Source organism: Marinifilum sp. N1E240 (assembly GCF_009295825.1).
GTDB classification, from domain to species: domain Bacteria; phylum Bacteroidota; class Bacteroidia; order Bacteroidales; family Marinifilaceae; genus Marinifilum_A; species Marinifilum_A sediminis.
In genome coordinates this window covers 1-15,756 of record NZ_WHKF01000013.1, presented here as the reverse complement: position 1 = coordinate 15,756, position 15,756 = coordinate 1, and the positions used below count along the sequence as shown (strand labels likewise).

The 15,756-nt window shown below is 32.7% G+C and carries 14 protein-coding genes; 1 reads left to right on the top strand and 13 read right to left on the bottom strand.

Features of this window, described 5'->3' with window-relative positions; genetic code table 11:
• From GCQ56_RS18760 to GCQ56_RS18750, 3 genes are all read right to left on the bottom strand, one after another.
• Positions 1-1,974: a tetratricopeptide repeat protein gene (locus GCQ56_RS18760; protein WP_152736074.1), complete on the bottom strand. Its 1,974-nt coding sequence runs from the start codon at positions 1,972-1,974 to the stop codon at positions 1-3.
• Between the two features lie 175 nt (positions 1,975-2,149).
• Complete coding sequence (locus GCQ56_RS18755) at positions 2,150-4,471, bottom strand: TonB-dependent receptor (protein ID WP_152736073.1); 2,322 nt, start codon at positions 4,469-4,471, stop codon at positions 2,150-2,152.
• A gap of 39 nt (positions 4,472-4,510) precedes the next feature.
• Complete coding sequence (locus GCQ56_RS18750; protein ID WP_152736072.1) at positions 4,511-5,176, bottom strand: metal-dependent transcriptional regulator; 666 nt, start codon at positions 5,174-5,176, stop codon at positions 4,511-4,513.
• A gap of 456 nt (positions 5,177-5,632) precedes the next feature.
• Between GCQ56_RS18750 and GCQ56_RS18745 the strand changes: the two genes are divergently transcribed.
• Complete coding sequence (locus GCQ56_RS18745; protein ID WP_152736071.1) at positions 5,633-6,097, top strand: KTSC domain-containing protein; 465 nt, start codon at positions 5,633-5,635, stop codon at positions 6,095-6,097.
• 217 nt (positions 6,098-6,314) lie between these two features.
• Here GCQ56_RS18745 and GCQ56_RS18740 read toward each other — a convergent pair whose 3' ends face one another.
• The 10 genes from GCQ56_RS18740 to GCQ56_RS18695 all read right to left on the bottom strand — a co-directional run bounded on the left by GCQ56_RS18740 (position 6,315) and on the right by GCQ56_RS18695 (position 15,169).
• Entirely contained in the window at positions 6,315-6,761 is a 447-nt protein-coding gene (locus GCQ56_RS18740; protein WP_152736070.1) for a hypothetical protein, read from the bottom strand.
• A 171-nt stretch (positions 6,762-6,932) separates the two neighbouring features.
• Positions 6,933-7,151 (bottom strand): hypothetical protein, encoded by a 219-nt coding sequence (locus GCQ56_RS18735; protein ID WP_152736069.1) that lies wholly within the window; start codon positions 7,149-7,151, stop codon positions 6,933-6,935.
• A 312-nt stretch (positions 7,152-7,463) separates the two neighbouring features.
• A complete protein-coding gene (locus GCQ56_RS18730; RefSeq protein WP_152736068.1) occupies positions 7,464-8,630 on the bottom strand; it encodes an acyltransferase in 1,167 nt (388 codons plus the stop codon).
• Positions 8,631-8,813: 183 nt separating this feature from the next.
• Positions 8,814-9,854, bottom strand: coding sequence for a serine hydrolase (locus tag GCQ56_RS18725; protein WP_152736067.1), 1,041 nt, complete (start codon positions 9,852-9,854; stop codon positions 8,814-8,816).
• Positions 9,855-10,035: 181 nt separating this feature from the next.
• Positions 10,036-10,734 (bottom strand): hypothetical protein, encoded by a 699-nt coding sequence (locus tag GCQ56_RS18720; RefSeq protein ID WP_152736066.1) that lies wholly within the window; start codon positions 10,732-10,734, stop codon positions 10,036-10,038.
• Between the two features lie 45 nt (positions 10,735-10,779).
• Positions 10,780-11,916, bottom strand: a complete 1,137-nt coding sequence (locus GCQ56_RS18715; protein ID WP_152736065.1) for a hypothetical protein — start codon at positions 11,914-11,916, stop codon at positions 10,780-10,782.
• 15 nt (positions 11,917-11,931) lie between these two features.
• On the bottom strand, positions 11,932-12,447 hold the full coding sequence (locus tag GCQ56_RS18710) for a hypothetical protein (protein ID WP_152736064.1): 516 nt from the start codon (positions 12,445-12,447) through the stop codon (positions 11,932-11,934).
• Between the two features lie 72 nt (positions 12,448-12,519).
• Entirely contained in the window at positions 12,520-12,972 is a 453-nt protein-coding gene (locus GCQ56_RS18705) for a hypothetical protein (RefSeq protein ID WP_152736063.1), read from the bottom strand.
• A 139-nt stretch (positions 12,973-13,111) separates the two neighbouring features.
• Positions 13,112-13,654 carry an HD domain-containing protein gene (locus GCQ56_RS18700; protein WP_152736062.1) on the bottom strand — a complete coding sequence of 181 codons (543 nt, stop codon included), beginning with the start codon at positions 13,652-13,654 and terminating at the stop codon, positions 13,112-13,114.
• Positions 13,655-14,062: 408 nt separating this feature from the next.
• On the bottom strand, positions 14,063-15,169 hold the full coding sequence (locus tag GCQ56_RS18695; protein ID WP_152736061.1) for an alpha/beta hydrolase-fold protein: 1,107 nt from the start codon (positions 15,167-15,169) through the stop codon (positions 14,063-14,065).
• Positions 15,170-15,756: the final 587 nt, after the last annotated feature.

Below are 15,756 nucleotides of genomic sequence, written 5' to 3'. Positions count from 1 at the left end.
TTACATATTGGAAAGATTCAAAGGGAACTCCAACTCAAAAGTGGTTCCCTTTCCTTCCTCACTTTTCACTTTAATTTCACCCTTATGAATTTGTACCAATTCGTCAACAATATTTAAGCCCAAACCTGTACCGTGTTCATCTCGCAATCCCTTTTTACTTTCTACAAAAGTACCCTTATCGAATATACTATTCAATCGCTCTTTCGACATTCCAATCCCCGTATCTCTTACTTTTATTTTTACCTTATTATCATTACTCGAGGCTGTTACAAGAATAACACCTCCCTCCATAGTATATTTCAATGCATTAGAAACCAGGTTAATTATTATAATCCTAAGAATATTAAAATCCACACTAACCTTATCTTGCAATAGGTTTTCGAAACTTAAATTCACATTATAATCCTTAGATTCTAATTCGTAAAACTCTTTTAACTCAGTAAATAAATCATTAAAATTAACCAATTCAGGATTGTATTGAATTCGCCCGGTTTGCGATAAAGACCAATGCAATAGATTGGTAAGTAATTTTAACCCTTCAACAGAAGCCTGATTCAAGTAGGTTGCAAATCGCTTACTTTTCTCATAGTTTCTATTCTCAATTTCAGAAAGCAATAGCTCACTAAAACCTATTAATGAATTGAATGGATTCTTAAGGTCATGCGAAATCACCGAAAAAAGTTTATCCTTCGATTGATTGATTTCCGATAATTTTCGATTCAAATTTCGATGAGAAATAAACCTCCCATAAATAACGCCTGCAATAATCAGCACCAATAAAATAATGACCAACAGGTAAATTTCCTGTGTCTTTTGCGAATCCAATTCCTCCTCGGTATCCAATAAGGATTTTTGCACAGAAAAACCGTTTTGCATTTCCGTAATGATCTCAAACTGCTGAATTGAAAAGATAGAATCGTACTGATGTAAAAACCGATTATAACACTCTGTTGACTTCTTAAAATCATTCAGAATTTGATAAAAATTCGCAAATGATTTGTTTACTTTCAATATTTTTGAATTCAAACCCAAAGTCCTTGAAATATCCATAGCTTTCTCAAGATACATTTCCCCCTCTTCTCGCCTGTTTTGTTTGGCGTAAACAAAAGCCAATCCAATATAATCATCAATCAATCCAAATTCATGATTTCGCTCCAGGTTTCTCTGTATTCCTTTTTGATAATATTCATGAGCTTTTTTCAGATTGTTTCTCTTGTAATATATGTTTGCCATTCCATGCAAACAAAAGGCTGCATATCGCACTAAATGCTCACCACTTGTACGTTGTAACGATTTTTGATAATAAAGCATCGCTATATCCAGATCTTCCATGTCTTCATAGGTTTTCGCCATCTCCAAATAAACAGCGCCAATACCTATCTCTTCACCCATTTCCTCCCAAATAACAATAGCCTCATTAAAATAATCCAATGCCAGATTATAATTCTTTTTCTCTCGATGAACCAATCCCATATTCACATTCGAATAGGACTTCCCAACAGAGTAGTTTATTTCGGTAAAAAGTTCCAGGGATTGCTCCGAGAATTTTAATGATAATGGAATATTTCCCGTAAACAGATACAGATCACCCAGGTTGTTGTAAGCAAATGCCAACTGAATGCTATCCTTTTGCTTAACACTTTGTTCTAATGAAGAATGAAGATAATGCAAGGATTCTTTCGGGCGATACATGTAATGCAATTGAATTACACCCATAAAACCATAAAGACGCGGGAATTCCTTTTGAAGATCATGCTTTATTGCCAAGTTCAATGCCTCTTCGCCAAGAACTAATGCAGAATCAGAATCGAGTTCTCTTAATTTCCAGCATTCGTCTCCTAAAAATTTAACTTTTTTAGAAATCTCTACATCGGAAAATAACTCATTTACGGTTTTCCCTCCCGACTGACTAAATGCATCTGGAGCGAAACCCAATAGAATGAAAAGAAATAAAAGTGGTTGGAATTTAATCATTCAAAACTACGCTTTAAAGCTATATTTGTACCTCAAAGCTAAATATAGGATTATTTTTAGAGTTGAGATTCCCATCCACTCATTTTTATATGATTTGTTAAGATTATAAATTAAAAAACCTGAATTAAACTCATTACAAGTTCAACTCAGGCTTTCTATATCGATTTAGTCTATACTACCACGATTTTAGCTTTACCCCAACATAAAATGTTCTTGGCGCTCCAGGTCCATAAACGTAATTAGAATCTCTATTTTTTCCACTATCAAAATCATTTTGATATTCATTGGTCATATTCTTAATTCCTCCAAACAGTTCCAATCCGGAATCTACCGCTTTCAATTTAAAAGTATACCCCACTTTCATATTCAATTCGGTAAACGATTTCGATGTAACGTATTCATCAATAGATTGCTCAGGAGCCCCTGCATAATGAACCAAGGTCATTGGACCTGTATACACACTACTTAGGCTTGCACTAAACTTAGGCGATGGAGTATAACTTAAACTTGCATATCCATACTCTTTAGGTGTTCTTAAAAATTCACGTTTTGCTGGCAATCCTTCAATATTTTCAACCGCTTCATCAAACTTACTTGTCTGCAAGGTAAAACCAGCTTCGAATTGCGCCTTACGATTGTAATTCGCTCTCAATTCCAGTGTCATTCCCTGTACTTTAGCACCTGAACCATTTCGTTTCTCAAATCGCTCACCAAATTCATCTTCTCCAATTGGCTGCAGATAAAAAGCATCATCTAACTTGGTATAAAAACTTTCAACTGTAAAACCAGCGATCCATTTCTCAGTTGCCTTATCGAAGTTCACCGATCCACTCAACGAATTCGAACGTTCCTCTTTCAAATTATCAGACAGAATAACTCTTGAAATTCCACCACCCGCAAAAGCAATGTGTAAATCAGAATCAAAAGCTTGTGGAGCTCTAAAACCTGTTCCCCAGGTCAAACGAAACTGAGTCGAATTTTTGTACTTGTACAGTAAGGACAAACGCGGACTTACAATAGCATTATCAACCAGATTGTGCTTATCCACACGAACTCCGGCAAGCAAATTTAAGTTCTTTCTTACTTCCCAATCCGACTGTAAAAAACCTCCAAAATTCTTTGTGGTCTGATCTGTTTCATAATTGTACGCCGGAATCGAATCGAACACATCATCATAAACATACTCTGTTCCTAATGTTATAATATTCTTTCCTCCAAAGAAATTATCCAATCTGTGGTTAAGCTGTGTCCCAAACTGTAAAGTCGTATTCTCTGTATCTCCATATGGCGGATTCGCCAAATGATCTTGAATATCTTCAGCTGAATCAGGATAAATTCCCGTATAATGTGCTCGTTCGGTATATTGTCCGGCAACATAGGCAATAAAGGATGAATTGTCCTCATTAAAATTGATCTGATAATCCAATCCTCCCATTAAAACATCATGAGTTCTTTCCTCAGATTGCTTCGCCAAATGAGCAGCCTTATCAACCATTTCACCACCATAACGGTATTCATGCAAACTGGTAAAGTTCAATTCTATTTTCTGGTTTTCTGTTGGTTTAAAAAACAAGTTTGCACCAAACGAGTTGTTCTTCAGTTCAGGTAACTCCGAGTAATTATCGCCATTGGCATCATAAGCATTTCGTGTTCTTCGATTCACATAAATCGATGCACCAGCATTGCGCTTCTGATTCAACATGCCAATGTTTCCATTCATGATCACATCCGATTCTTTACCATCGATAAATTGAGTGGTAACTCCAAAATCGTAACTTGGCTTCGATGGAATCTTGGTAATTACATTCACCGTTCCTCCAATAGCACTCGAACCATACAAAGCAGATCCTCCACCTCGTACAACCTCAATTCGCTCTACCATATTACTAGGAATTTGCTCCATTCCATACAGACCGGTTAAAGGGCTAAATATCGGGCGACCATTAATCAGGATTTGTGAATATCCACCACCTAAACCATTCATACGCAACTGAGTGTAATTACAAGTCTGACAATCCGTTTCAACTCGCAATCCTGGCTGAAAGCGCAAACCTTCCGAAATGTTACAAGCCTGAACCTGCTCCAGAGCCTTACTCTCCATCACATTCACAATAACAGCAGATTCTGTTTTTCTTTTAAAGGTTTTGGTTCCGGTAACCACCACATCATCAAGCGACATTACCTGTTCCTTCAATACAAAATTCACCTCTATGGTTTTTCCACTCACGACTTTTATATTCTTTTTAGCCGTCTCATACCCCATCGATTTAGCTACCAATACATGATCACCTTCCGGTAGATTCACCAATAAATAGTGTCCCGTATGATCAGTTGTAATTCCTGTGGTAGTTCCTTCCAAATAGATATTTACAAATGGAATGTGCTCACCACTCTCTTGAGATTTCACATCTCCAAAAACATTGGCATCTGTCCCCTGAGCCAACAGAGTTTCATTAATCCCAATGAAACAAAGGATTAAAAAAAAGTATCTTATCATAGTCATTATATTATGGTTTTATTATTCTTTATTAATTGTTTACTGTTCACTAATCTGTCTCACATATACAAGACCTGAAAACTCCTGAGGAATCAAGATTTTCTGTTCCCGGATCAGTATTTCCGTTAATTTATTTTTAGAATATTGCTTAACAACCTGAAGCTTTGTCCCTATCTCAATTCCATTTCCCTTACAAAATTGAAAGAACTCCTCATCCCTATTAATCAATCTTTTTATTTCATAAAACACATTTACATCTGCCTTGTAAAGAACCTGGTTGTCCTTGTGCAAATGAACCTTTCCTTCTACATCCGGAATCGGATCTCCATGTGGATCACAATCAGGTTTACCTAAATACTCCCACAGTTTATCCGCCATAAAATCCGATGTTTGGTGCTCCAACAATTCAGCTTCACGATGAATTTCCAATAAAGACATGCCGAAGGTTTTGTGCAGAAAAGTTTCCCACAACCTGTGTTTTCTAAGAATTTGCAAGGCGATCTTCTCTCCCTCATTAGTCAAATTCAAGGGTTGATACTTCTCATACAACACCAACTTACGAACCGATAATTTTTTAGCCATATCAGTTGCTGCAGCATTGCTAATGCCCAAAGCCTTGGCAATAGAACCTGGTTTGGTATCTCTTGCTTCCAACTTTCTAAAGCTGTAAATGGTTTTTAAAAAATTCTCTGTTGACGCCGACATACAAATAAAAGATTTAAGCATACTTAAATATTAATTCAAATATACTAAATCTTTTTATTTAGACTAAATCTACTTTATTATTTTATCAAAAAAATAAACTATCCTGTAAAATAGCTTTAAAGCATAATTAATTGAAATTACATATTACTGAAATGTTTCTTTCTTATGCTTGCGTATGTGCAACAAGAGTTCCTTAGCAGGGTTCAGTTTTTACATCGTAGAAATTAATTGAAGGCTATCGGTAGAACGCATACTAATCGTTTTCTCAAACAAAATAAAGGGAGACTCATCGTTCTAAGTTGCAGGAAATAATAAATAAGAAGAAAAGAATCAATACATCGTATTCATAAGTTTTAAATGCATACTTTTGCGGCTGTTTTGAAAAAAACGAGCATGGGTGTGCCATTAAAAAACACCTAAGAATCAACCGAGAGGAAATTTACAAAGGAAGCATCTATGAAGCGTATTAATGAGTACAAGAAATTGTTCAATGTTGATAATGACACAACACTTAGAAGTCTTAAATCAACTTACCGAAATTTAGTAAAAGAGTGGCATACCGATAAATTTCCTGAAGGACATGAAATGTATGAAGAGGCTGAATTAAAAAGCCGTCAGATTATCGATGCTTATCATTTCTTAGTGAGTATTGCTCCGGAAACTAAAGCTGCAAACCTTGAAGACTATGAGCATACAACAACCAAAGTTGGTATTGAGGACTTTAAGCACAAGGGCTTATTGCTTGAGATTACCTTTTTAGATGGATCGGCTTACGAATACTTTGGTGTGAAAAGAAGCGTTTTTGAAAAACTGATTAATTCTGATAAACAAATGCGTTTTGCTAAAAGAAATATCTATAACTCATATCTGTACAGAAGATCGAAGAAGGCTACACTTGTTGAGGAAGTTGAAGTCGCTTAATTGAATTACAATATATTAGCATAGCATCACTTTTTAGGAGTGATGCTTTTTTTATGGAAAATATACCATCTGCATTGTAGATTCTTTTGATCGTTTGCTGTGATGGAAAAACTGAAAAGGGTTGACTTTATCGAACCTCATTTCGTGCAGCGGAGTAATAAAACTCAATCACTAACAAGCTACCTTTATTCCGTTCGTTAAACACTAGCTAATTTTCCTAACTCCAAAGATTTATAAACCTGAATAAAAATTCGAGGTTCAATATTACCATAAAACCTAACTCACACTTCCTTATCAATCCCCTAACTAATGCGAAAAGAAAAAGTACTAATGGAATAATCATACTTAATCCGATTTCGTATGCGTATGGATAATGCATCAATTCAAAAAGATTAGCTATAGCTGCAAACAGTCCCGTCAATGAGATGATTAACTTCTCATATGTTAGCAACTCTTTCTTTTTTAATCCATAAAGCATTATCCACAAAGCAGAAATCAGATAAGTCAACATTCCCACTCGTATTAGCATTAGATTCCCAAACCAAATTATTAATATTCCCAAGGTCAACCCACTGGTCAATACAATTGATAATCTTTCCTTCCTCTGAATTGTCAGAATCAGCATTACTATTGCCACTATCGATAATATTATTCTTTCAATCATTTAATGCGGGTTATGTACTACAAAGGGCTTACTAATGTACTTTTGTGAATCAAGCTTATGGTCTCATCAACACAACAAGTAAGCAAGCCGATTAAATTTACATATAATAAAGTCAATCGCAATTTTATTTGAGTTAACCATTAAGGGTGAGAACAGAAAGTTCGAACAACTTCAATTCATTTCAGTAATGTTTTTTCCAATACTCTTATAAAAAAGCAGATAAGGTAAAAATATCATAAATAGCAACAGAATCACATTTATCGACTCATTAGCATCCTGATTATAAGCAACCAAGGCTCCAATCAAAACGCCATTAAGAAAAAGACAAAAGGCAATTAAAAATATAGCCTTTCTATTGAAAATTAATTTTCCAAACTTTATTGATTTCATAAGTATTGTATTATTAGTTTATCTTCCTTTTTTAACTTCGAGCAATGTACAATTACCACCTTACCAAAGTCACTTGTGTATATTGTATTTGATTTTTATCCAATTAAACATCACCACCCATAGCTCTTGTCTTTTGTTACCCACTGTTGGATCTATATTCATATTTTCTCAAAATCTCTTTGTAGGATTTATCATGATCGTACTTATTGGTTACATAACGAGCTCCAATAAAAATACTTACTACAAAACCATTCGAAAAACAAGAGCTAATAGCCAAACAATAATTACAATGAATACCCGACACTTTCCTAATTATAAATATTTATTCACTACTCTTATCTTCCTTAGCATATTACTGCACACCCAACTTAATGAAAGGGCAAGTGTAAAAGTTATTAAAAACTTAACAAGAGCAGGAATGTTAAACTTCATAAGTAAAAATTGACACCAGATCACGAAAATATAATGGATTAAATAAATCAAGTAAGCATTTTCGGACAATGAACTCCACCAAAGTTTTTCTGCAATAATAAGCTTTCTAAAACCTGTGATAAATGCGATGCAACTTATTGTACATGACAATACATAGATTGTATAATAAATCATCCAGGCATTAAACTCTCTTATCTTATTATCTTTTACAAATTGAGTTAATTGATCACTCATTATTGTCAACATAAAATAAATCATCAAAGAAAGCAATAACCAAAACCACCACATTTTTACAATTCGCGATTCTGTTGAAAATATATTTTTATTAAAATCGGTTTTCCCAATAAAAATACCAAGTACAAAATATCCGAAGTACAGAAGTATTCGGCTTAACTGAAAATCAAATGGACCAACTCCCACCCATGCACCTGCCCCAAAATTATACGCCATTGGAACATAAAGCAGAAAAGAGACCAAAAACAAAATAATGAAAAAAGTAAAAGGTTTATTTCCTGCATTGGAAAATGATATTCCTATTTTCTCACCTATTTTATAAAACAATGCAAACAAGAGATTAAAAAGAAACAATACCCATATAAACCAAGGTGGTCCAACAGGCCATTTTTCTACCCAAAAGAAATCATTCACATAAGCAATAATGTCAACATTATTATGAGCTACATAGTAAGAGGGGAAATAAGCAATTAGCATAAAGAATGTTCCCAGCAAAAGAAATGGAATAAACAATCGATAGAATCTATCTTTTATAAAATTTGTCTCTCCTTTTTTGTTGATGCTCTTAATTAGGAATAATCCCCCTATTAAAAACATAAGAGACATAAAAAAAATATCATTAAAATTCTGAAACAAATCCATACCAATCCATCTTTTTATATCAACAATAGCGTGAGTTGAATTGATATAAGCTTTCTTGTCAAAAGTTGCAAAGGTTGTGTATGCATGAGATGAGTGATGCGCAACTACCAAAACAGTAATTGCTGATCGTAAATAATCTATCCAAAGATTTCGGTTTGCTTGATTCCCCATTAATTATTTTTTTCTTTATCGGGATACGACGCTTCTACCAATTGAAAAGTTACAAGTAAATACTATTAACAAAATACAATTGAGTCCAACCATAAATTGTATAAGCAGTAACAGACTGTATGACACTTTCCTATCATAGTTCGATCGGGATACAAACTTTAATATTTACCCCATTTTCTGCCATTACTTATTCAAAATATTGGGTGTTTGTTTTTTAATTAATTCCATTAGTTCAGTATGTACTTTAAATGTCTTTTTAAAATCATCTAAATTAGTGGCAGTGTTTTGCAAAACAGATACATTCAGTTTTGATTGAGGATAATAATAGCAAGCAGAAACAAAGCCCGGAGCATAACCCAATGCTCCAATTTGTATGTTTTCTTCTCCATCTTTAAAAAGCAAACCATAACCATATTCAACGGTTCCAAAAATCGGGTGAATTCTTGTTGCGAATTTTGTCTTCATTAATTCTAAGCTTTCTTTTTTGACAAGTTTACCAGAATGCAAATATTGATTCCACCTGTTTAAATCCTCAACGCTTGATATAAATGAACCTGCAGGCACGTAATTAAATAAACTATTTGAACAATATTTTAACTTCCCATTTTTAGTTTCTCGATATCCTTTAACCAGATTTTTAAATTCTTTATTATCTGGATGAAAAGTATGTGTTAAACCATACTTGTTAAATAATTCAGTTGACAATTCATTGAATGTTTTTGAAGTCACTTTTTCAAGAATATTTGCAAGTAATTCATAGCCTAATTGGGAATAATGGAAACGTGAACCCTGCTTAAATTCCAACGGCTTATTTATAGCAACAATACCATGAGTATGAGTTAGTAATTGATGAATTGTTACCTCTTTAACCCACGTTTGGTCGATATCGCTTAAATATTGATCAATTTTATCATCAAGTTTAATTTTACCGTTTTCATATTCTCTCAATATTAATACAGCAGTTATTTGTTTACTAATTGAACCAATAACAAACTGATCATCCAACTTAATTGGAATCTTGTTTTCTATATCGGAATAGCCAACTGCTTTCGAGTATATTCTTGCAGTATCTTTTGTTAATAGTACTACTCCGTTAAAACTACTGTTAATTATTATAGAATCAATTTCCGATTTTAAATCATTATAAGAATCAGAATCTTTCTGTTGATGTGTTTGACAAGAAACTATTAAAAAAATCCCCAATATTAGTATACTAAATTTCATTATTTACACTGTTTTAAATGTACCTACCAGACAATAGTTTGCAATTGCACAAGTCTCATGATTTACACCACCTGTTTTGATAAACGAATTAAAGCAAACCATTTTTAATTGACTTGTTGATGTTTATTAATTGTGCTATCCTTTAAGTTTGAGCATCACCACCCATAAATTTTGTCTTTTGTTACCCACTGTTGGGTCTATATTCATATTTTCTTAAAATCTCTTTGTAAGATTTATCATGATCGTACTTATTGGTTACATAACGAGCTCCAATAAAAAGGTTTATAGCGAAAAATGAAATAATTACCACTCCAACAGAAAGACATCCCCATGAAAATTTAATTTTGTTATTGTAATATTCCCTCACCTTTTTAAATCTTTCCAAAATTGCCCCAAATCCGAAAAAGATTGACGCTATTCCTGCTATCCATCTTATTGAGGCTTTATTATTTTTTCGATGTTCATTTGCAGCTTCTAAATTGCAATAATCAACTCCATCTTTCTTAATCGAGTAGATATCATCTTTATATACCAGTAAGCTAACAACATCACCTTTCCTTATATTTCTATAAAGTCCTTCAAAATTAACATACTGATAATCTACCCCATCAATCACAAATTTATGAGTAGAGTTCTCTAGTTTTATCTTGCAACTGTAATGCCTGCCACTCTTTCCTCCGCTATACTCCTTATGTCTGGGTGGATTTTCAATTACTTGATCTTCTAACTTGTCAAGGCTTGTTTCACTAACAACATCTGAAGACAAATAGCTAAATAGAAAAAATATCAAAGCCAATCCGAAAAGTGGAGTTTTCATTTTAACTTTTATTTGTCCTGATGATAGACCTAATTCTAAATATCTTTTTTCCTTACCGTCCATGTATATTTCAGATTTCTACTTTGAATGTATGTACAGAGAAATAATTTATTGTTTGCCGAAATACTTAACATTTAATGTATCCTTTTCTATTGTAAGAATCTCACCCTTCCTATTAATTACTAGCTTCTCTTTAATATCAAAAGACTTTATGTTATCATCTCTTCTTAATTCCTCAGCCGATACATCAAAAGAATAGGATGAATTTTTGTTTATGATAGAATCCGATAGCTCACTACTGTATTGACAATCCCCCTCAAAGTCAGACCATTCTCCGGCAATCACATCAAATGTTCCCCTTTTTTGTAATAAAGAATCTAGCGTACATATGGCAATAAAATTTGTAACCTGCCCGCAATCAAACTGCTGTCCATAAACAACACAAGGATAAAACTCACCTATATTTGGCTTTACAGCAATAATGTAACTAGATTTTAAAGCATAGGTTTCATGAATTTTCTTTCCGAATACTGTAGAGTCTAAGCGAACTAATTTACTTTTATCAAATTCAGATAATGTAAAGCTGGTCTTATCATTGTATTTCGCAATACTTTTTAATTTCTTCCAGGTCTTTACGCTATCGGGTGGCATTGTTAAATCAACAATTGTCTTCAATGGTAATTTTATAGTGTTCTCTTTAGGTAAGACTCCATTTAGAACATTTACAACTTCTTTAAGCGATTTCGACTTGCAATTTTCGAATGATAAATTGGTTTTTAAACCATTTTTAAAGTCAACATTCAACCTCACAAATGAACCTCTGCTTTCAGAATAATAAGATTGCTCTTCGCAGAAAACAATATTCTCGGAAAATTTACTTTCTACAACAGCCGATACACTTGCTAATAAATAGGGATCACTTGCCTGATAAACAATCCCCTTTAATGAATCATTCCTTATCGGTTTTTCAATAACAAATACCGAATCAAGAGTTATCAATGTCTTTTTCGAATACCCTGGAAACTTTCCGTATTCAATTATTTCAAAAGATTTAATTTTCAAATTCGATCTTACAGACATCAAATTTGCTAATGAATCAGCTTGCCTTTTTTTTATCAATGTAGAATCAATTCCAGACTTTTCACTTGCAATTAAACTATTACTGTTCTTATCCGTTTCGTTTTTAGATCCATTCTTACAAGCAAAAAGCATCAGTGCAAAAAGCAGTAGTAGGTATATTCTCATGTGTAGTTCGTTTGTTTACTCAGCAGCAAGCTTGCATTTATGATATTTCCCTTCAATTTGTAGTGCAGATTGTGGCGTATCACTGCTATCCATTTTTATTAAAAATTCATATTTATGATAGGACCAATAATCACTTTTAAATTGCTCGTAGGTACCAATCTTTTGTCCTAAATAAGAAACCGTAAAGTAATTGTATCCCCTTTTATTGATATTTACATCAGCCTGTTCTCCATTGTAAAACACAACTTTTGCAGGTGGAAAAGAATTTTTCCATTCAATCTTAATACTATCCCCTTGAATTGATGAATCGCAGCGAACCACAATCTCGTTTGTATTCATTTTGGCGCGCCAACTCCTTTGATAGGATTTGAAATTAGAAAAGAAAACTGCCAGCCCCAAAATAACAGCAAATAATAAAACCAATGGCGGCAGAAATATCATTGCTTTGTATTTACCTTCCCGATATCCTATCCCGAAATAAGGTTTTTCATTCAGTACTTTATCAATTAAATTTCTATACCACTTTATCATTTTTTTTCGAATACTTGATTGCTGTACAATTCTATTGGTTGATTAAAAGCATTTACAATACTATTTAGTGTTTCACTTAAAACCACTATAGCGCACAAATTCCTGACTATAATTTAGAGAGTCAGATTTAAATACTCCTTGTTCAAATGCTTTTTTACGAAGTTCAGGAAGTTTATCGAATCTTTTCTTTCTGAGCCTATCAGCCTTTCTAAGTGATATAAAATCATAAAACCATTTCGACATCATTATTATTTCAAACTTGTTACAATTGTCAGCAAACCTAATAGTCAACCATTCCATTCCTACAAAACCAAACATCAACCGATTAGTTTCTTCTTTTATAGAAATATCAAAATATCCATCGATATTAGCTTCCCCAATCTTTATCGTATCTGCACTATAAATACTTACATAAGGAATTCGTTCCAAGTCTTCATTAATTACAGTCCCTGTTATCGTGCGTATCTGTCCATGAACATTAGAAATAAATAAAATAAAAAATGAAAGTATTAGTATTAGCTTCATAATCTTATGTCTTTAGCTTTATGCCTAACCTTAAGTCTGCGATTTAGTGGCGGATTATCAGAGACAATTTCTATCCGGCAGGACCGATAATTAAATGCGAGAACCCGCCATTAATTATACACATTGAGGTAGCCAGTGGTTAATCGTTATTTATATATTTTTTATAGTCAGAAATCTTAAAATCTAATCTTTTGTTTAAGTACTTATTCTTATTTTCTAAAGCTTGATTTATTATTTCAGCTTCTCTACGATAAGTCATTTTTTTTTCGTTAGTCCAATAATGAGGTGGTTCTTGTAAATTTGTTATTCTATCAGCTAATTTTACTATTCCAACTTCCTTAGACAACTTGTTAATTCTGTCAAGACTATCTTCCATCTGTTCAGTTTTTGAAGGCAAGCTTTCATTTTTAGATAGAGCTGCTACTCCTAAAGCAATGCATTCTCCAAACTTTACTTTTAATTCCTCAAATTCTGTATTTGTATCTTCAAGTGTATCATGTAATATGGCTAATTGTATGGCTGTGTCGATATCAAAATTTTGTTCTTCCTTATACGCAATCAGAACCTCCATAGCCACATTAGATATATGAAGTAAATAATTCGATTCCGTTCCTGGCATTTTTTGATTTTTATGCTTCTCTGCAGCGAATTTTATTGCTTCCTGGTATTTATCTTGTATCATAATATATGTCTCAATAGATTTTATTATCAAATATCGCTTTATTTTATAAGAAGAATTCTTTGATATTTCATCGTCTTCAATGTTCGTTAAGGCACATCCTTTACACGAAACTAGTCTCTCCACTTGTTGATGATTCTTTTGATCTTAATTTATCTTCCTTAAAGTAGCCTAAAAATACATTTCTATAATAGACCTTCCAAATTCCATTGCCTTTCTATTCAAATTCAAGCTGCATTCCCTCTAAAAGCAAAAGATCTTTTTTAAGACCTATTATTTTACTTATTCAAGAATTGAAAGCAAAAAACAAAGCCTTAAAAGCTCGCCAATCGACAAACTTTTAAAGCTTTTATAATACATTCATCTAATTTTATGTAGATGCGCAACGCTTGCTTTTGTTGTGTGACGTTTTTATTTCTTTTTCTCAATTAGTTTTTTAGTTTGTATCGTAAATTCATTATCTGGATTTAGTAATAATGATTGCTCATTATGAATTTTTGCTTTTTTAAAATCACCCATCGAATAATATGTTCTTGCTAAATATGCGTCGGCATTAATCGCTTTTGGATAAAACTTTTTACATGTTTCTAATAATTTAATTTTTTCTTGCGTTTGATTTCTCTCATTAAGAATGTATGCTAATAAATAAAAATCAAACTCTGGTGGGCTTATCTCTATGCCTACTTTCTCTGATATATTTTTATAATACTTTAAGAATAATTCTGTTGTGTTTATAGTGTCTTTTTCGGGAATAGTAAATTTCCAATCTTTAAAAATAAAGAACAATGCATTTGTTATGGTAACAGGAAAAATAGTATGATGATTGTCTGAAGATTTTAAAATTGATTCGAATAAAAATGTTTCACTATCTATTTGGTTAATAGTATTTATAAGTTTTATATTTCCTTCGTAAAAGTAATCGTTTTGGCTGGCAGCTATGAATAATCGTTTTTTAGACTCTCTTAAAAATGATAATTTATCTTCATTGCTTAATTCTTCGATAAAGTATTCAGAATTTATTGGAGCTGAACTATAAAAAGCATGAAACGGGCTATTTTCAGCTAGCAGAGTACGCAATACCAATTCCCCACCTATAGAATGCCCAATTATTACTTTAAAATGACACTTTCCAAATTTTCTTTCGATTAAAGGAATAACTTCATGAGAAATAAACTTACTATACTCGCTCAAGTTTTTTGAGTTTGGATTGCCAACTCCAACTACAATTGATTCAGGAATTGTGTGCAATTGACTCAACTCCAAAATTTGATAGGCTTGACTTAGATATTCCGAAACAGAAAAGTACATACGGGTTCTTGAATAATCACCTAGTACTACTTGTAAGGGGTAAGTATCATTTGAATTATAATAGTTTGTAGGCAGATAAATATTTATTACCCTACTATCTTTAAGATATTTTGATTGAATGGTATCTGTAAAAACAAACTGTTTATCATTACTTTGACTGAATACAGATGTTTGAAATAACGTGAATAGTAAAACTAAAATCTTCTTCATTAAGTTAGGTTTAAACAATTATCGGTTTTATTTTTCAATTGCAACCCAATTATCGATATTGGATTTAATGTTCGTTAAGGCACATCCTTTACACAAGTTAAAGAGTAGACTTTACACGAAACTAGTCTCTACCCTTGTTGATGATTCTTTTGATCTTAATTTATCTTCCTTAAAGTAAGCTAAAAATACATTTCTGTAATAGACCTTCCAAATTCCATTGCCTTTCTATTCAAATTCAAGCTGCTTTCCTACTAAAAGTAACAGATCCATTTTAAGACCTCAATAATTGTACTTTTTCACTAACTAAAAGCAAAAAACAAAGCCTTAAAAGCTTGCCAAGAGACAAACTTTTAAGGCTTTTATATTCTATTCATCTAATTTTATGTGGATGCGCAACGGTTACTTTTGTTGTAGGTTGTACTTTCACTTCTCAACTAATAATTCACCTATTTTTTTATCCAGGTAAGGCATAATCATCTTAATCTTACTAAAATTGATCTTATTTTTTCTCAAGGTTTTTTCAATAGGAAAGCTTAAACTGGTAACAAAAATTCTATTTCCATTTTTCAGTAAGAAACAGCAGTAAT